This is a genomic window from Amycolatopsis jejuensis, assembly GCF_000717335.1.
Lineage (GTDB): Bacteria > Actinomycetota > Actinomycetes > Mycobacteriales > Pseudonocardiaceae > Amycolatopsis > Amycolatopsis jejuensis.
This window is the reverse complement of the sequence record NZ_JNYZ01000009.1, coordinates 66,415-83,284: the sequence shown is the minus strand read 5'-3', so window position 1 is coordinate 83,284 and position 16,870 is coordinate 66,415. Positions and strand designations below refer to the sequence as shown.

Annotated in this window: 17 protein-coding genes; 4 read left to right on the top strand and 13 right to left on the bottom strand. The window is 68.8% G+C overall.

Translation table 11 applies throughout. The features are described from left to right. Positions 1-45: 45 nt before the first annotated feature. Genes OO71_RS12920 through OO71_RS12910 form a run of 3 tightly spaced genes read right to left on the bottom strand, consistent with a single transcriptional unit; the run spans position 46 to position 3,607 of the window. Positions 46-1,233, bottom strand: coding sequence for an MFS transporter (locus tag OO71_RS12920; protein WP_033289988.1), 1,188 nt, complete (start codon positions 1,231-1,233; stop codon positions 46-48). 33 nt (positions 1,234-1,266) lie between these two features. Next, entirely contained in the window at positions 1,267-3,099 is a 1,833-nt protein-coding gene (locus tag OO71_RS12915) for an MFS transporter (protein WP_245633656.1), read from the bottom strand. Between the two features lie 34 nt (positions 3,100-3,133). Then, positions 3,134-3,607: a MarR family winged helix-turn-helix transcriptional regulator gene (locus tag OO71_RS12910; RefSeq protein ID WP_033289987.1), complete on the bottom strand. Its 474-nt coding sequence runs from the start codon at positions 3,605-3,607 to the stop codon at positions 3,134-3,136. Positions 3,608-3,946: 339 nt separating this feature from the next. On the opposite strand from OO71_RS12910, the gene OO71_RS12905 reads away from it, so the two are divergent. Next, the gene (locus OO71_RS12905) at positions 3,947-5,122 is read left to right on the top strand and encodes a globin domain-containing protein (RefSeq protein WP_211260508.1); all 1,176 of its coding nucleotides are present in this window, start codon (positions 3,947-3,949) and stop codon (positions 5,120-5,122) included. Between the two features lie 6 nt (positions 5,123-5,128). Here OO71_RS12905 and OO71_RS12900 read toward each other — a convergent pair whose 3' ends face one another. The 6 genes from OO71_RS12900 to OO71_RS12875 form a co-directional block, all read right to left on the bottom strand. Next, on the bottom strand, positions 5,129-5,563 hold the full coding sequence (locus OO71_RS12900) for a heat shock protein transcriptional repressor HspR (RefSeq protein ID WP_033289986.1): 435 nt from the start codon (positions 5,561-5,563) through the stop codon (positions 5,129-5,131). A gap of 5 nt (positions 5,564-5,568) precedes the next feature. Beyond that, positions 5,569-6,747, bottom strand: a complete 1,179-nt coding sequence (gene dnaJ, locus OO71_RS12895; RefSeq protein WP_033289985.1) for a molecular chaperone DnaJ — start codon at positions 6,745-6,747, stop codon at positions 5,569-5,571. Positions 6,748-6,780: 33 nt separating this feature from the next. Further along, positions 6,781-7,488, bottom strand: a complete 708-nt coding sequence (gene grpE / locus OO71_RS12890) for a nucleotide exchange factor GrpE (RefSeq protein WP_033289984.1) — start codon at positions 7,486-7,488, stop codon at positions 6,781-6,783. Continuing rightward, positions 7,485-9,353, bottom strand: coding sequence for a molecular chaperone DnaK (gene dnaK / locus OO71_RS12885; RefSeq protein WP_033289983.1), 1,869 nt, complete (start codon positions 9,351-9,353; stop codon positions 7,485-7,487). Before dnaK ends, grpE begins: the two co-directional genes overlap by 4 nt. Before the next feature lie 233 nt (positions 9,354-9,586). Further along, positions 9,587-9,787, bottom strand: a complete 201-nt coding sequence (locus OO71_RS12880; RefSeq protein ID WP_033289982.1) for a hypothetical protein — start codon at positions 9,785-9,787, stop codon at positions 9,587-9,589. 1 nt (position 9,788) lies between these two features. Beyond that, positions 9,789-10,559, bottom strand: coding sequence for a DUF4097 family beta strand repeat-containing protein (locus OO71_RS12875; RefSeq protein ID WP_033289981.1), 771 nt, complete (start codon positions 10,557-10,559; stop codon positions 9,789-9,791). Between the two features lie 148 nt (positions 10,560-10,707). Here OO71_RS12875 and OO71_RS12870 point away from each other — a divergent pair, with 148 nt between their 5' ends. Beyond that, positions 10,708-11,247: a YbhB/YbcL family Raf kinase inhibitor-like protein gene (locus tag OO71_RS12870; RefSeq protein ID WP_033289980.1), complete on the top strand. Its 540-nt coding sequence runs from the start codon at positions 10,708-10,710 to the stop codon at positions 11,245-11,247. 83 nt (positions 11,248-11,330) lie between these two features. On the opposite strand, the gene OO71_RS12865 is transcribed toward OO71_RS12870, so the two are convergent. The 3 genes from OO71_RS12865 to OO71_RS12855 are packed head-to-tail and all read right to left on the bottom strand — an operon-like array spanning position 11,331 to position 12,667. After that, positions 11,331-11,765, bottom strand: a complete 435-nt coding sequence (locus OO71_RS12865) for a GNAT family N-acetyltransferase (protein WP_033289979.1) — start codon at positions 11,763-11,765, stop codon at positions 11,331-11,333. 18 nt (positions 11,766-11,783) lie between these two features. Further along, the gene (locus OO71_RS12860) at positions 11,784-12,344 is read right to left on the bottom strand and encodes a TetR/AcrR family transcriptional regulator (RefSeq protein WP_033289978.1); all 561 of its coding nucleotides are present in this window, start codon (positions 12,342-12,344) and stop codon (positions 11,784-11,786) included. Continuing rightward, on the bottom strand, positions 12,341-12,667 hold the full coding sequence (locus OO71_RS12855) for a DMT family transporter (protein ID WP_033289977.1): 327 nt from the start codon (positions 12,665-12,667) through the stop codon (positions 12,341-12,343). Before OO71_RS12855 ends, OO71_RS12860 begins: the two co-directional genes overlap by 4 nt. A 169-nt stretch (positions 12,668-12,836) precedes the next feature. Between OO71_RS12855 and OO71_RS12850 the strand changes: the two genes are divergently transcribed. After that, positions 12,837-15,110, top strand: a complete 2,274-nt coding sequence (locus tag OO71_RS12850) for a (Fe-S)-binding protein (protein WP_033289976.1) — start codon at positions 12,837-12,839, stop codon at positions 15,108-15,110. A gap of 62 nt (positions 15,111-15,172) precedes the next feature. Next, a complete protein-coding gene (locus tag OO71_RS12845) occupies positions 15,173-16,210 on the top strand; it encodes a cation diffusion facilitator family transporter (RefSeq protein WP_051791509.1) in 1,038 nt (345 codons plus the stop codon). On the opposite strand, the gene OO71_RS53100 is transcribed toward OO71_RS12845, so the two are convergent. Next, positions 16,146-16,448 carry a CAP domain-containing protein gene (locus OO71_RS53100; RefSeq protein ID WP_342669925.1) on the bottom strand — a complete coding sequence of 101 codons (303 nt, stop codon included), beginning with the start codon at positions 16,446-16,448 and terminating at the stop codon, positions 16,146-16,148. The genes OO71_RS12845 and OO71_RS53100 overlap by 65 nt on opposite strands. Between the last annotated feature and the right edge of the window lie 422 nt (positions 16,449-16,870).

Sequence of the window (16,870 nt, the reverse complement as noted above, 5' to 3'; positions counted from 1 at the left end):
GGCCAGTCGACAGGTATAACGTCAGCAAACTTGAGTCTGTTCCGCTCAACTCTGAATCGGCGTCACCGCTGCCGCGGGCAACCTCGGTCCCAGCCTGCCGAGCCCCAGCACGGCGAGGCAAGCGCAACCCCCGACCAAGACCCAGGGTAACCACGCTGACACGGAGAACAGCGACACCACCGCCGGGGCGAGCACCTGCGCCACGGTGAACGCGTACTGAAACGCGGCCAGGTAGCGGCCCTTCGCCTCGGGCGGTGCGGCGGCCTCGGCGAGCGCGCCGGAGCGCGGGCCGAACACGAGGTCACCGGCGGCGTACACGAGCGTAGTAGCCAGCAGGTACGGCACCTGCCAGCTCTGCGGTACGAGCAGCACGCCGAGGCTGGCCAGGCACCACGCGGCGAACAGCGCAGACCCGGCACGCATCGCGTCGATCCGGCTGAGCCGCCGGGTGAGCCGCAGTGCGATGGTGCCGCCGATGCTCGTGAGCACGGTCAGCAGGAACAGGATCGCGCCCGGCAGCCAGATCGGCGCGTGCAGCCGGTCGAGCACGAACACCGGGGTACCGATCAGGAAGAAGTCGAGGGAGAGCCCGAACATTCCACTGAGCAGGATCAGCGCGAGGTACGGGCGATTGCGCAGCACTCCGGCGGGCGCGCGGACCGCACGGGCCACCCGCTGAGCCGGGCGCACGAACGCGGCCACCAGAGCCGCGGCGACCAGGAAGGTGATCACGTCCACGACGAGCGCCACGCTGTACCCGCGATCGCCGAACCACGTGAGCAGCCCCGACGACGTCAGCCCGCCGAGCCCGAACCCGCCCGCGCGCACCATCCCGACCTCGGCGAACGGCCGGTCCTTCGGCACGTCCCCGGCGACCTCCGAGATCAGCGCGAACAGGCAGCTGTGGAACAACTGCTGCCCGGCGCCCAGCAGGACAGCCGCCACCACGACGCCGCCGACCCCGCTCGCGAGCAGGTACGCACTGGTCCCGGCGGCCTGGAGCAGTTGTGCCGCAAGCACTCCCGTCCGCGGCCCGGCGCGGTCCACCAGCCGTCCGGCGAGCGGCGGGACGAGCAGCCCCGCCGTGGTCCCCACGGTGACCGCCGTGCCCGCCACGGCGAGCGGGACCCCCAGCACCCGCGTCACGTAGAGCAAGGCGAGCGGGAGGAAAAGGCCGGATCCGAAGTTGTCGATCCCCATCGCCCCGAGCAGCGCGAACCGGCTCCGCGTCACGAATCGACGCTACCGCCGCGCCACGGCCGCAGGTCAGGGCCGGAAGGAGCCTTCGCGTTCGCTCCGAATGACACTCTCAGTAGAGCGCCGGTCCAACAGCAGGTCGTGCCACACCGGGGTGCCTCCGAGCTGCACTGTCGAAACCGCGGGCTGCGACGCGCCTGAAGTTGCGAGAAGCACGTGTTCGCCTGCCGTGTCCGCCGAAAGCTCGTACGCGCCTGTACGTCCTGTACGTCCGACGTCCACCTGACGGCCGGTCGTATCGGTGAGCGTGAGCACGACGCCCGACAGGGGACGACCGTCAGCGGCGAGGACGCGTCCGCGCAGTGCCGTGGTCACCTCGACCGGCGAAGCGACGACCGGCGTGGTGTCCACGTCGAGCGTGCGGCGCAGCGGCACTTCCTTGATGAACAGCACCGCGACAAACGTGACCACTGCAATGAAGGCCGCGAAGAGGAACGCCGTACCCGTCGCGTCGCCGAAGGCCGCGCGCACCACCGGCTGCAACGCAGGCGGCAGCGCGGCGATGTTGAACGCGCCGCCTCCGCCCGACACTGCACCACCGGCCGGCATTCCCAGGTGGGTCAACGAGTTCGCGATGTTCGTGGCCACCCGCGCGGCCAGCACCGCACCCAGCGCGGACACCCCCGCCGCACCGCCGAGCGACCGGAAGAACGTGACCACCGAGGACGACGAGCCGATGTCCTTCATCGCGACGGTGTTCTGGACCACCAGCACCAGGTTCTGCATCAGGAACCCCAGCCCGATGCCGACCAGCGCGAGGTAGCCGCCCATCAACGTCAGGTTCGTCGCGTGGTCCACCGTGGCGAGCAGGAACAGCCCGGCAGGCAACAGAATCCCGCCCGCGACCATGAACGGCTTCGTGCGCCCGGTCCGCGAGATGACCTGTCCGGCACCGGTCGACGCGATGGCCAAGCCGAGCACCATCGGCAGCGTCATCAGACCCGCGTGCGTCGGCGAGAACCCACGGGCGATCTGGTAGTACTGCCCGAGGAACACCGAACCGCCGAACATCGCGGTGCCGACCGCCAGCGACGCGAGCACGGCCAAGGTAAACGTACGATTCCGGAAGAGCCGCAACGGAACCACCGGCTCCGCCACCCGCGTTTCCACGAATACCGCCGACGCGAGTGCAACGAGTGCACCCCCGACGTACGCGGCGCTCGACCACGAAATCCACGGGAAAGTCGCGCCCGCCAGCGAAATCCAGATCAGCAGCAACGCCACGCCGCCGACGAGCAGGGTCGCGCCGAGCCAGTCGATGCGGACTTTCCGCTTCAGCACCGGCAGTTTCAGCGTGCGGCCGAGCACCACGAACGCGACCACGGCCAGCGGCACGCACACCCAGAAGCACCAGCGCCAACCCAGCGGCGAGTCGACGATCAGGCCGCCGATCAGCGGTCCGGACACGGTCGCGACGGCGAACACCGCACCGGTGTACCCGGTGTAGCGGCCCCGGTCGCGCGGCGCGATCATCGCCGCGATCACGACCTGGATCAGCGCCTGCAGCCCGCCGAGCCCGACGCCCTGCAGTGCGCGGTACGCGATCAGCTCCGGCATCGACTGCGCGATCCCGCCGAGCACCGAGCCGAAGGTGAAGACCACGATCGCGACCTGGTACAGCAGTTTCTTGCTGAACAGGTCGGAAAGTTTGCCCCAGATCGGGGTGGTGGCGGTCGACGTCAGCAGCGTCGCGGTGACGACCCAGGTGTACTCGCTCTGCGAACCGTGCAGATCGGCGAGGATCGTCGGCAGTGCATTGGACACGATCGTCGAAGACAGCAGCGCCACGAGCAAAGCGAGCAGCAGGCCGGTGAAGGCCTTGAGGATTTCCCGATGCGACATCGGCTGCCCGGGCGCTGCGGTTTCCACGGTGTTCCTACTTTCCTGCCCCACAGGCCTCGGGAGCACCGAGAGCCGAGCGCAAACCGTCGTTCAGTTCGGCGAGCCGGGAACGGAGCTCGGTGACCCGGTCCTCGTCCCAGCCGCCCAATGCCTTCTCGAAGAATTCGAGGTACTGCTTCCGCCACCGCTCGAGCTGCTCGCGGCCGGTCTCGGACACGCTGATCAGCGACGCGCGCCCGTCCTCCGGGGCGGGGCGGCGGTCAATCAGCCCGGCGGCCTGCAGCTGCGCGATCTGCCTGCTGATCACCGACAGGTCCACGAGCCTGCGTTTGGCGACCTCGGAAGGGCGGGCCTCACCGTGCTTCTCCAGGTCGGACAGCAGCATCGCCGACGCCGGGTGCAGACCGGGTTCGTCCTGCCACGCCTGCATCATCCACAGGTGCTGAAGCTGATTGGAGGTCTTCAGCTCCCGCAGCAGTTCCAGCCGCACGTCGTCAGCAGGGGTCATGGTTCCTCCTGGGCCCGTTGCCCATTTGCTTGTACTGAGCAAGTTTACGTCCGGAAGGTTGCGTAGCACAACTATCTACCTGGTGAGCTGTCCCACGTCCCGAGCGGCCGGTAACCCGACCGGAGCAACGATGCAGGGAATCCGCGCCAGTGCGGCTACTCTGCGGACGAGCCGACGCAAGCCGGCGCGGCGAGCACGTAGTCGACAACGAGGAGCAGGAGTGGCGCATTCCCCCGTGAGACAGCGTCAACCGGTGCCGGTGGACACACTCGCCGCCCTCCCGTGACAATCCCCGCCCGGCCCTCCCGCCTCCGGTCCCGACCAGCGAACGACAGCCCCATGACAGCCGATTCGATCAGCCCGATCCCGCGTTCCTCGGCGCCCCGTCAGGCGCCGGCCGCGGTCGTCGCCATGGTTGCGCTGATTCGTGACACGTGGGCCCGCTCGGAGCCGTACATCCCGGAGATTTCCCAGTTCTTCTACGGAATGCTCTTCACTCTCGCGCCTGCCACGCGTGACTTCTTCCCGATCAACATGGAAGTGCAGCGCGGACGGCTCGTCCGGGCGCTGGTCCGCATCGTGCAGATGGTGGACCGCCCCGACGACCTGGTGCCGTTCCTCCGCCAGCTCGGCCGCGACCACCGCAAGTTCGGCGTGATCCCCAAGCATTACGAGGCGGTCGGCACGGCCTTGCTGGCTGCGCTGAAGAACCATCTCGGCCCGGAGTGGACGCCGGAGGTCGAGCGCGCGTGGGCGGAGGCGTTCACCATCGTCGCGCGCGCGATGCAGGAGGCCGCCGCGGCCGACGAGAACCCCGCGTCGTGGCACGCCACCGTGGTCGAGCACCGGCGGCTCACCTGGGATCTCGCGCTGGTGCGGGTGATTCCGGACCAGCCGGTGCCCTACGTGCCAGGGCAGTACATGAGCGTCGAGGTCCCGCAGCGGCCGCGGCTCTGGCGGTACCTGTCCCCGGCGAACGCGCCGCGCGAGGACGGCGGGATCGAATTCCACGTCCGCGCGGTGGACGGCGGCTGGGTGTCCCGCGCGATCGTGAGCCACACGCAGGCCGGTGACGTATGGCGGCTCGGGCCGCCGCTCGGCCGGATGGCGGTGGACCGCGAACGGTCCCGTGGCGTGCTCATGGTCGCGGGCGGCACCGGGGTCGCGCCGCTGCGCTCGATCCTCGACCACCTCGCGTTGTGGGGCGAGAACCCGAAAACCTGGCTGTTCTTCGGCGGACCGACCCGCGATGACCTCTACGACCTCGAGGAGCTGCGCGCACTCGCCGCCACCAACCCGTGGCTCACCATCACCCCGGTCGTCGAGCGCGGCGACCACCTGCCCGGCTGCGAGCACGGCACGCTCGCCGAGGCCGTGACCCGTTACGGCGCCTGGCCGGACCACGACATTCTCGTGTCCGGCTCCCCGGCGATGATCCGCGCGACGGTGTCCCGGATGCTCGTCGCGGGCAGCGCACTGGGGCAGATCCAGTACGACCCGTTCACGGTGGACTGACGGCCCTCAGCGCCGCTTGGGTTTCCAGACCACCATCGCCGTCTGCTGCCGCAGCGGCACGAGATCCTTGCGGTACGACGCATGCACCGCGGCAGCGGCTTGTTCGGCGGCCGCGTAGGCCGCGGCGAGCTCCTCGGTGAGCTCGTGCAACCGCGAGCGCAGCGCGTCGACCTGGTTCTCCAGCTCGATGATCCGCTTGATGCCCGCCAGGTTGACCCCGTCCTCCTGCGAAAGGCGCTGGACCTCCCGCAGGAGGGCGATGTCGCGCATCGAGTAGCGGCGCCCACCCCCGGACGTGCGGCCCGGCGACACCAGGCCGTGCCGGTCGTACGAGCGCAGCGTCTGCGCGTGCAGCCCGGAAAGCTGGGCCGCCACCGAAATCACGAACACCGGGGTGTCCTCGTCCGCGCCGTGCGGAAGTCCCGGAGTGCCGCCGAACATCGCCCTCACCTGCCTTCGAGCAACTCGGTGATCCCAGGCCGCGGGTCGTGGCCCTTCATCGCCTCGGCGTAGGCCTCGAGTGCCGACCGCGCCTTGTCGTCGAGCTTGGCCGGGACCGCCGCCTCCAGGGTGACCAGCAGGTCACCCTGAGCGCCGTCCCTCTTCTGAATGCCCTTTCCGCGCACGCGCAACACTCGGCCACTCGCGGTACCGGCAGGCACCTTGAGCGACACCTTGCCTTCGAGCGTGGGCACGGTGACCGTGGTGCCGAGCGCGAGCTCGGTGAAATCGACCGGCACGGTGAGCGTGAGGTCGAGTTCCTTGCGCCCGAACAGTTTGTGCGGAGCCACGTGCACGCGGACGTACAGGTCACCCGCCTGCGCACCGCCGCGACCGGGTTCGCCCTGGCCGGCCAGCCGGATCTTCTGGTCGTCCTTCACGCCCGGCGGGATGCGCACGGTGAGCGTGCGGGTGCGGGTGCTGATGCCCTCGCCACCGCACTCCGGGCACGGGTCGTCGATGATCTGGCCACGGCCACGGCAGTCGCGGCACGGCTCGGAGAACGCGAACGCGCCCTGGCTGCGGCTGACCAGCCCGGACCCGTTGCAGGTGGGGCAGGTGCGCGGCGACGTACCCGGCTTCGCGCCGTTACCGCCGCACGTGGCACAGGTGGCCGGGCTCGACAGCCGCAACGGCAGCGTGGCGCCCTTCACCGACTCCAGGAAGTCGATGCGCACGTCGGTCTCGACGTCGGCCCCGCGCTGCGGCCGGTTCGCCGTGGTCCCGGCCGCGCCACCCCGGCCACGGCCGAAGATGCCGCCGAGGATGTCGCCGAGCCCGCTGAACCCGCCCTGCTGCGCGCCGGCCTGGTTGAACAGGTCGCTCATGTCGAACCCGCCCGCGCCGCCGCCACCGGGGAAGCCGCCGAACCCACCGGCCCCGCCGGCGCCGAACAGCGTGCGGGCCTCGTCGTACTCCTTGCGCTTTGCCGGGTCGGACAGCACGCCGTACGCCTCGGACACGGCCTTGAACTTGTTCTCGGCCGCGGTGTTGCCCGCGTTGGCGTCCGGGTGGTTTTCCTTGGCCAGCTTGCGATAGGCCTTCTTGATCTCGTCCGCGGTCGCGTCGGAGGAGACACCCAGCTCTTTGTAGAAGTCCTTGCCGATCCACTCCCGAGCGCTCATCGGGTGTCTCCTCCTTTCGCTTCGAACCGCCTGTTACTGCTGACCGGGCTCATCGACCGATCCGTCGAGCGGCAGCTCACCCTCGACCGGCGCGTCGACCGGGGCCGCCGTGGGTGGGGCAGCCGGCTCGTGGTCGGTGACGCCGACGAGCGCCTCCCGCAGCACGCGATCGCCGAAGCGGTACCCGCGGCGCATGACCAGGGTGACCGTGGGGCCCTTCACGTCCGGCGACGTGGCGTGCTGCACAGCCTCGTGCACGCTCGGGTCGAACTCGTCGCCCTCGGCGCCGAACGACTCGAGCCCCGCCCGTTCCAGGCTGGCGACCAGCTTGTCGGCCACCGCCTTGAACGCGCCGGTGAGGTCACCGTGCTGCTCCGCGCGCTGCAGGTCGTCGAGCAGCGGCAGCAGATCGCCGACCACCGTCGCCTTCGCGCCCTGCACCACGACCTCGCGGTCCCGGTCGACCCGCTTGCGGTAGTTGGCGTATTCCGCCTGCAGCCGCTGCAGATCGGCCGTGCGCTCGGCCAGCTGCTTTTCGATGTCCGAGGCAACCGATACCGCGTCGTCAACCGAATCGCCGAGCGACGGCCCGGCCGCTTCGGAAGGCGCCTTGATGTCCGGCACCTCCTCCGCGGCAGGCCGGCGGACCTCGCCGGTCTGCGGGTCCACCCGCCGCCGATCCCGCACGACCACCGGTTCCTCGGGGCCGGAGCCCTCGGTCTCGGAGTGGCGTGGGGTCACTTCTTCTCGTCCTCCACGATCTCGGCGTCGACCACGTCGTCCGCCTTGGCCTTCGGGGTCTCACCGGCAGCACCCGCACCCGCGCCCGCACCGGCGGCTCCGGCGGCCGCACCTTCGGCGCCACCGGCGTTCGCGTACAGCGCGCTGCCCAGCTCCTGCGAAGCCGTGTTCAGCTTCTCGATGGACTCGCGGATCTTGGCCGAGTCGGTGCCCTTGAGCGCCTCGTTCGCCTCGTCGATCGCGGTGCGCACCTTGCCCTTGAGGTCGTCGGGGAGCTTGTCCTCGTTGTCCTTGACGAACTTCTCGGTCTGGTACACCAGCGTTTCCGCCTGGTTGCGGGTCTCCGCCTCGTCGCGGCGCGTCTTGTCCTCTTCGGCGTGCGCCTCGGCGTCCTTGACCATGCGGTCGATGTCGTCCTTCGGCAGCGCGGAGCCGCCGGTGATGGTCATCGACTGTTCCTTGTTGGTGCCAAGGTCCTTCGCCGTGACGTGCACGATGCCGTTGGCGTCGATGTCGAAGGTGACCTCGATCTGCGGCACGCCACGCGGGGCGGGCGGAAGACCGGTGAGCTCGAACATGCCGAGCTTCTTGTTCGCCGCGGCGATTTCGCGCTCGCCCTGGAACACCTGGATCTGCACCGACGGCTGGTTGTCGTCCGCGGTGGAGAAGATCTCCGACCGCTTGGTGGGGATCGTGGTGTTGCGCTCGATGAGCTTGGTGAACACGCCGCCCTTGGTCTCGATGCCGAGCGACAGCGGGGTGACATCCAGCAGCAGGACGTCCTTGACCTCGCCCTTCAGCACGCCGGCCTGCAGCGCGGCACCCACGGCCACGACCTCGTCCGGGTTCACGCCCTTGTTCGGCTCGCGGCCGCCGGTGAGCTCCTTGACCAGGTCGGCCACCGCGGGCATGCGGGTGGAACCACCGACGAGGACCACGTGGTCGATGTCGCCGACCGAGATGCCCGCGTCGCGGATGACGTTGTTGAACGGCGCCTTCGTGCGGTCCAGCAGGTCCGAGGTGATCTTCTGGAACTCGGCGCGCGAGAGCTGCTCGTCGAGGAACAGCGGGTTCTTGTCCGCGTCGACGGTGATGTAGGGCAGGTTGATGCCGGCGGAGTTGGAGCTGGACAGCTCGATCTTCGCCTTCTCCGCCGCCTCACGGATGCGCTGCAGCGCCATCTTGTCCTTGGTGAGGTCGATGCCGTTCGTCGCCTTGAACTTGTCGACCAGCCACTTGACGATGCGCTCGTCCCAGTCGTCGCCACCGAGGTGGTTGTCCCCGGAGGTGGCCCGTACCTCGACGACGCCCTCGCCGATCTCCAGCAGCGACACGTCGAACGTACCGCCACCGAGGTCGAAGACCAGGATGGTCTGTTCCTTCTCGCCCTTGTCCAGTCCGTAGGCCAGCGCGGCCGCGGTGGGCTCGTTGACGATGCGGAGCACGTTCAGGCCCGCGATCTGGCCGGCCTCCTTGGTGGCCTGGCGCTGCGCGTCCTCGAAGTACGCCGGGACCGTGATCACCGCGTCGGTGATCGGCTCGCCGAGGTACGCCTCCGCGTCGCGCTTGAGCTTCATCAGCACGCGGGCGCTGATCTCCTGCGACGTGTAGTTCTTCCCGTCGATCTCGGTCTTCCAGTCGGTGCCGACGTGCCGCTTCACGGACCGGATCGTGCGGTCGACGTTGGTGACGGCCTGGTTCTTCGCCGGCTGGCCGGTGAGCACTTCGCCGTTCTTGGCGAAGGCGACGATGGACGGGGTGGTCCGGGAGCCTTCCGAGTTGGCGATGACCGTCGGCTCGCCGCCCTCAAGGACGGCGACGACCGAGTTGGTCGTGCCGAGGTCGATGCCGACCGCTCGCGCCATGGTGCTTCCTCTCGTTCTGGACAATGCTTGCTGCTATGGTTCGTGACCTGCGCATACAGTGCACTCTTGAGTGCCCCGCTGGCAGGTTCCCTCGGGTCTGCGCCCGGCCAAGTCCGGCAGACTTGAGCCGACTGCGCTCAACCTTCGTATCAGGATAACGGGCAGGTCCCCGGTCTTGTTCCCGGGATCACCCGTAGATCTCGCCCCGATGGGGTGTGACGCCGCTCATCAGGTCAGGCGCGGCGGACGACCCCGGTTTCGACGGTTTCGACGGTTTCGACGACCTGGACGACGGCGTGCGGCACCGCGACCCCGACCGTGGAGACCGGGGCCGCGGGCGGCTCAGGTGCTTGGCTGATCGCGGCAGTGACGGCGAACGCCCCCACCGCGCCCGCCAGCGCCGCGGCGAGCAGCCGCGTTTCGATCTTGCGCATGTCAGGCGGCCTTCACGGTGACGCTGCCGCTGGAGGTGTTCACGTCGAGGGTCTTCGCGTCCGGACCGGAGTTCTGCGGGATTTCGATCGACCGGTGACCGCTGTCGGTGGTGCCGGTGACCTGGTAGGACCCGGTCGGCACGGTCAGCTCGACCTTGCCGGATTCGGCGCGCACCTTGACGTTGTTCGGCTGGACGAGCTCGAGTTCGACGCGCCCGCTGTCGGCGGAGATGTCGGCGGACCCGCGGACCCCCTTGGCCTGCACTCGCCCGGAGTCGCTGTGCAGCTGCACCTCGCCGACGTTGCGCAGGTCGATCGACCCGCTGTCGAGCCGCAGCTTCACCGGCCCGGCAACATTCGCGACCTCGGCGTGCCCGGAGTCGGCGGTGACGTCGACACTGCCGACGCCGTCGATGTCCAGCGAACCGGAGTCGGAGTTGCCCGTGACCGGAATCCCGGCGGGAACGACGAGGTCGAAGTCGGCGGAGCAGTTACGGCCGCAGTCGGCGAGCACCAGCTGGTCACCCTCGATGCGGTAGGCGTCGCCCGGCTCGCCGCCGAAGTGGTACCGCAGCGTCTCGTGCAGCCGGACCGGACCGTCCCCGGTGCGGATGCGCACGTCCCCGGACCCGGCGGCGAGCTTCACGCCGCGAATCTCCTGCGACAGGGTCGCGTCCCTCGACACGGAGGACCCGAAGCCCCAGCCGAACCCGATCGCGACCCCCAGTCCGATCACCACGATGCCGGCCAGTGCCAGAAGCGGGCGTGCCATGTCAGTTCCCCTCAGTTTGGTTCGTCCCGCGGTCGACGTTAGAAGGAAGGGGGCAGGGGAGACATCCGGTAAACCCCCCGAAACATCCCTGAGGGGCCCCGGGGTCCTAACCTGGCCGCGAGAGCCCCCGCGCGATCAGGAGGACCTGATGCCCCAGCCGCCAAATCCGTACGACCATCTGCCGTCGGTTCCGTCGTTCACGCTGCGCAGCACGGACATCGCCGACGGCGAAACCCTCGCCACGCCCCACCTGTCCGGCATTTTCGGCGCCGGCGGCGAAGACCGCTCGCCGCAGCTGTCGTGGGAAGGCTTCCCGCCGGGCACGCGCAGCTTCGCGGTGACGTGTTACGACCCGGACGCCCCGACAGCCAGCGGCTTCTGGCACTGGGCAGTGTTCAACCTCCCCGCGACAGTGACGGAACTCCGCTCCGGCGCGGGGGACTCGTCGGGGTCCGGCCTGCCGCCGGGCGCGGTGACCTTGAAGGGCGACGGGGGAGCGCGGCAGTTCCTGGGCGCCGCGCCGCCTCCCGGACATGGGCCGCACCGGTATTTCTTCGTGGTGCACGCGCTGGATGTGGAGACGCTGGAGGTCCCGGAGGACGCTACGCCGGCGTTCCTGGGCTTCAACCTGTTCGGGCACACACTGGGGCGGGCAACTTTGACGCCGGTGTACGAGAACAAGGGCTGACGGTTTTCACGTATCTGGCCGAACCCAAGTCCGTGAAGGGAACCATCACGGAATCTGATTCCCTGATGGTTCCCTTCACGGACTTACCGGAGAGGTTCTTCCCGTTCCCTTTCCAGGAACCAGCCTTTCGAATGCTCCGCAAAACCGAACTGCCGGTACAACCCGTGCGCATCCGCGGTGTGCAGCATCCACCGGAACCCCGCCCCCGGGCCATCGTCGATCATCTCGCGCACGATTTCCTTCCCCAGCCCCGTTCCGCGCGCAGCCTCGACCACGAAGACGTCGGCCAGGTATGCCGAAGTCACCCCATCCGAAAACGCGCGCGCGAAGCCGACCTGCTGACCATCAGCCCGCGCATAAGCGCCCACCACTCGCCACGACCCGGCCACCGCTGCCTCCACCTGTGGCCTCGTGCGCCAGCGGCCCCAGTACGCCTCGGTCGACAGGAACTTCCACACCATGTCGAGGTCGAGCCGCTCCCGGCGGTCGTCCACCTCGTAATCACCCACGATCCGCATCCCCGCAAGCTATCCGACTCAGCGCGGCTTCAGGAGGTAATCCACCACCGGCCGCAGCTCGTCCGCGGACGGTGGCTCGTCGTCGATCAGTCCCTGGATCAGCAGGCCGTCGATGCCCGCGAGGAACACCCGGAAGGCGACCTCGTCGTCGTGCCGGACCATCGACGTCAGCACGTCCAGCCACCGGCGCGCGGCGGGCCGCAGCTCGGGTTTGCGCGCGGCCAGCAGGTACAGCTCGTACTCCGCCATCGTGCGCCCGCGCCGCGGGCCGAGCGCCTCCGCGAGCAGCCCGGCCACCTCCTCGGCACCCCGGCTGCCACGCGAGCGCGCGCGGTCGATCATCCAGTACACCTCGGTCGCCATGTCCCGCGCGCACGAGATGAGCGTGGCGACGAGGAGGTCGTCCAGTGACGTGAAGTGGTACGTCGTGGACGTGGTGGGTACGCCGGCTTCCGTCGCGACCGTGCGGTGCGTGACCCCGGCGACGCCGTCGCGTTCGATCACGCGCAGGGTCGCCTCGATGATCTCGGTCCGCCGCTTCTCGCCGCGTGCCTTGCGGCCGTCGACCTGGATTTTCACGCTTTGCTCCCGACCTCGATCAGCACCACCCCGCCGATCACCAGCACCAGCCCGGAAATCATCGCCAGGTTGATCGGTTCCTTCAGGAACAGCACGCCGATCAGCGCCACCAGCGCGACCCCGGCCGCGGCCCAGATCGCGTACGCCACGCCGATCGGCAGCCCGAGCTTCAGCACCCGCGCGAGCGCGAAGAACGCGATCCCGTATCCGACGACCACCAGGATCGACGGCGTGAGCCGCGAGAACCCCTCGGACAGCTTGAGCGAAACAGTGGCAGTCACTTCTGCGGCAATCGCCAAAGCGAGGTACAAGTAAGCACCCATAGTTGAACAAAGTACCTGAACGATCGTCCCACTTGCCAGCGAGGCGTGCACCACATCAGTGGGACTTGGGGCCACTGAACCGGTTACCCATCAGTACCTGGCGTTACCCTGCACCGCACCGGCGCGCTCGCGCACCGGCACCACCACACCGGACGAAAGGCACCCGACGATGGGCGCTGTACAGCTGACGCTCGGGGGGCTCTCCGTCCTCCTTGGCGTCGTCGCCTGGGGAATGTTCGTCGCGACGATCGCCCGCTTCGTGCGGGTGATCGGACTCGGCCAGCCCGACTCGACCCGCAACGGCCCCTTCCTGCCGCGGCTCGGCACGCTGATCAAGGAGTTCGCGGCGCACACCCGCATGGCGAAGTTCCGCCAGGTCGCCCCCTGGCACTGGATGGTCATGTGGGGCTTCCTGATCGGGTCGCTGGCGCTCTTCGAGGCCTACGGCGAGGTGTTCGTCCCGACCTGGGGCTGGCCGGTGCTCGAGGACTGGTCGCTGTGGAGCCTGCTGATGGAGCTCCTCGGCGTCGGCACGGTCGTCGGCGGCGTCGCGCTCGCGATCATCCGCCAGGTAAACCACCCGCGCCGCGCCGACCGGCTGTCGCGCTTCGCGGGCTCGAACTTCAAGTGGGCCTACTTCGTCGAGGCCGTGGTGATCATCGAGGGCATCGGCATCATCGGCGTGCGCGCGGGTAAAGCCGCCATGCACGTCCACGAGACGCCGACCTGGGCCGCCTTCGTCTCGAACCCGCTCAGCGAGCTGCTGCCGTCCAGCGCCGCGCTGGTGTCGGTGTTCGCCTTCATCAAGCTGATGAGCGCGACGGTGTGGCTGATCGTCGTGGCCCGCACGATGACCATGGGCGTCGCCTGGCACCGGTTCAGCGCGTTCTTCAACATCTACTTCAAGCGCGAGGCGGACGGCGGCGTCGCGCTCGGCGCGCTCAAGCCGATGATGAGCAAGGGCAAGGTCCTCGACCTCGAAGAGGCCGACCCGGACGAGGACACGTTCGGCGTAGGCGCCATCGAGGACTTCAGCTGGAAAGGCTGGCTCGACTTCTCCACCTGTACCGAGTGCGGCCGTTGCCAGTCACAGTGTCCGGCATGGAACACAGGTAAGCCGCTGTCGCCGAAGCTGCTCATTACGCAGCTTCGCGACCACGCCTACGCGAAGGCGCCGTACCTGCTCGCGGGTGGCAAGCGGGACATGGCGGGCGACGAAGTCGGCCTGTCCGGCGACAACATGTACGCGGGCATTGACGTCCTCGCGATCGCGGAGTCGCAGAAGGCGCTCATCGGCGATGACGGCGGCGTCATCGACCCGGACGTGCTGTGGTCGTGTACGTCGTGCGGCGCGTGCGTGGAGCAGTGCCCGGTCGACATCGAGCACGTCGACCACATCGTGGACATGCGCCGGTACCAGGTGATGATCGAATCGTCGTTCCCCACCGAGCTCAACGGGATGTTCAAGAACCTGGAGAACAAGGGCAACCCGTGGGGCCAGAACGCCAAGGACCGGCTGCAGTGGACGGAGGACCTGGACTTCGAGGTCCCCGTTTTCGAGGGCGACCTCGGCGACGCGGAGTACCTGTTCTGGGTCGGCTGTGCGGGTGCGTTCGAGGACCGCGCGAAGAAGACCACGCGTGCGGTCGCGGAGTTGCTGCACATCGCGGGCGTGAAGTACACCGTGCTGGGTTCGGAGGAGACGTGCACCGGCGACCCGGCGCGCCGCGCGGGTAACGAGTTCCTGTTCCAGATGCTGGCACAGCAGAACGTCGAGGTGCTGAACTCGGTGTTCGAAGGACGGGAACGCAAGGCGCGCAAGGTGGTCGTCACCTGTGCGCACTGCTTCAACACCCTCGCCAACGAGTACCCGGAGCTCGGCGGGCAGTTCGACGTCGTGCACCACACGCAGCTGCTGAACCGCCTCGTGCGCGAGAAGCACCTGACGCCGGTCGCGCCGGTCGCCGAGGACGTCACCTACCACGACCCGTGTTACCTGGGCCGCCACAACAAGGTCTACGACGCACCGCGCGAGCTCGTCGGCGCGTCTGGTGCGCAGCTGCGCGAAATGCCGCGGCACGGCGACCGTTCGATGTGTTGCGGCGCGGGCGGTGCACGGATGTGGATGGAGGAGAAGATCGGGAAGCGGATCAACGTCGAGCGCGTCGACGAGGCGCTCGGCACCGCTCCGTCGAAGATCGCCACCGGCTGCCCGTTCTGCCGCGTGATGCTCACCGACGGCGTCACCGCGCGTCAGAGCGACGGGCTGGCGAGCGAGAAGGTCGAGGTCGTCGACGTCGCCCAGCTGCTGCTGACCTCCGTGAAGCGCAAGCCGGAACCGTCGCTCGTCGCGGCTGGTGCGCCGTCGCTCGACGACGCCGAACTTCCGGCCAAACCGGACACCCCGGACGACGAAACTCCGTTGCCCGAAAAGGACGACTGACCCGTCGGCGGCCCTCCTGGCTCTTCTGCCGGGAGGGCCGTTTCGCGGTTAGTCTTCCCCGCGTGAGCGATGAATCCGCGGGTGGCGAAAGCACCCTCACCGTTGTCCTGGCCGGTGGGGTGAACCTGGCGATCGCGGTGCTGAAGCTCGTCGCGGGCATCATCACCGGATCGGGGGCCATGCTGTCGGAGGCCGCGCATTCGGTCGCCGACACGATCACCGAGGTCCTGCTGCTCACCGCGCTCAAGCGCTCGGAACGCCCGGCCGACCGGCGGCACCCGTTCGGGTACGGCAAGGAACGCTACTTCTGGTCCCTGCTGGCGGCAGTGTCGATTTTCGCGTCGGGTGCGGTTTTCGCCCTGTACGAAGGTTTCGCCACCGTTTTCGGCGACGGCGGGGAGCAAACGCGACCGATTGTCGGGTACCTCGTGCTGGGCCTGGCTTTCGTGCTGGAGTCGGTATCGTGGACGCAAGCGGTGCGCCAGGTCCGCCGCGACGCGAAAGCCGAGCAGCGGCCGTTCTTCAGCTACCTGCGGATGATCGACGACCCGGCCCCGAAGACGGTGCTGTTCGAGGATTCCGCCGCGCTCGTCGGGCTGCTGCTGGCGTTCGCCGGGATCGGACTGCACCAGCTGACCGGCTCGGACGTGTGGGACGGCCTTGCGTCGATCCTGATCGGCGTGCTGCTGGCGGGCGTCGCGTACCTGCTGGGCAGCACGAACCGCGGCCTGCTCGTCGGCAGGCAGGCCGACCCGCGCCTGGTCCGGGGGATCCACGACCATCTCGCGGCGGCCCCCGAGATCGAGGCCCTGGTGGACCTGCAGACCATGCTCATGGGCACCGACAACGTCCTGGTCTGCGCCCGAGTCGACTTCGACGACGCACTCGGCGCGGCCGACGTGGAACGCACGTGCGTCCGGCTGGCGGAGGAACTGGGCGAGCAGTTCAACGACGTGACGGAGGTCTTCATCGAACCGGTACCGCGGACGGATCCCAAGCTGCGGGCCGCCGTGCTGGCCCGCTATGGCGAGCGGATCAGTAGCCGAAATCCTGCGTCCAGTACCAGCCCGACGTCGCCACTCCCACCCCGATCTTCTTGAGCGAGCAATTCAGGATGTTGTCGCGGTGGCCGCTGGAATTCATCCACATCTGCATCACCTGCTCCGCGCTGGACGCACCCTTCGCGATGTTCTCGGCGCCCGGCCGCGGGTAGCCCGCTTCGGTGATGCGGTCGGCGAAGTCGTCGCCTTCGGGAGTGTCGTGGGAGAAGTAGTCGCGCGCGGACATGTCGTCGCTGTGCCCCTGCGCCGCGCGGTCGAGGTGGGGTTCCTCAGCCACCGGACCGCACCCGGCTTTGCTCCGCTCGTCATTGACCAGCCCGACGACCTGCACCGCCAACGACGGCCGCGCCTTCGCGGGCGCCTTCGAACTACTGGGTGGCGGCTGGGGCTTGGCTGTGGTCGACGAGGGTGCCGGCGGCGGAGCTGGGTTCTCGGTCGCCGAGGACGGCACAGCCGAGGAGGACGCCGGAGCCGACGGGGTGGTGGAACCAGGCGCCGCCGAAGTACTGGACACAGGCGGCATCGCCAGCGCCTCGGTAACCGACGACGCCCCGCCGAGCGGCCCAGTAGCCGGAACACTCAGAGTGGCCCGGTCGGCGGGCCGATGCAGGGCGAGCGTCCCTCCAGCGGCCGCAGCCCCACCCGCGAGCACACTGAGAGTCACAATGACTACGCGAACTCGATCACCAATGGGGGACA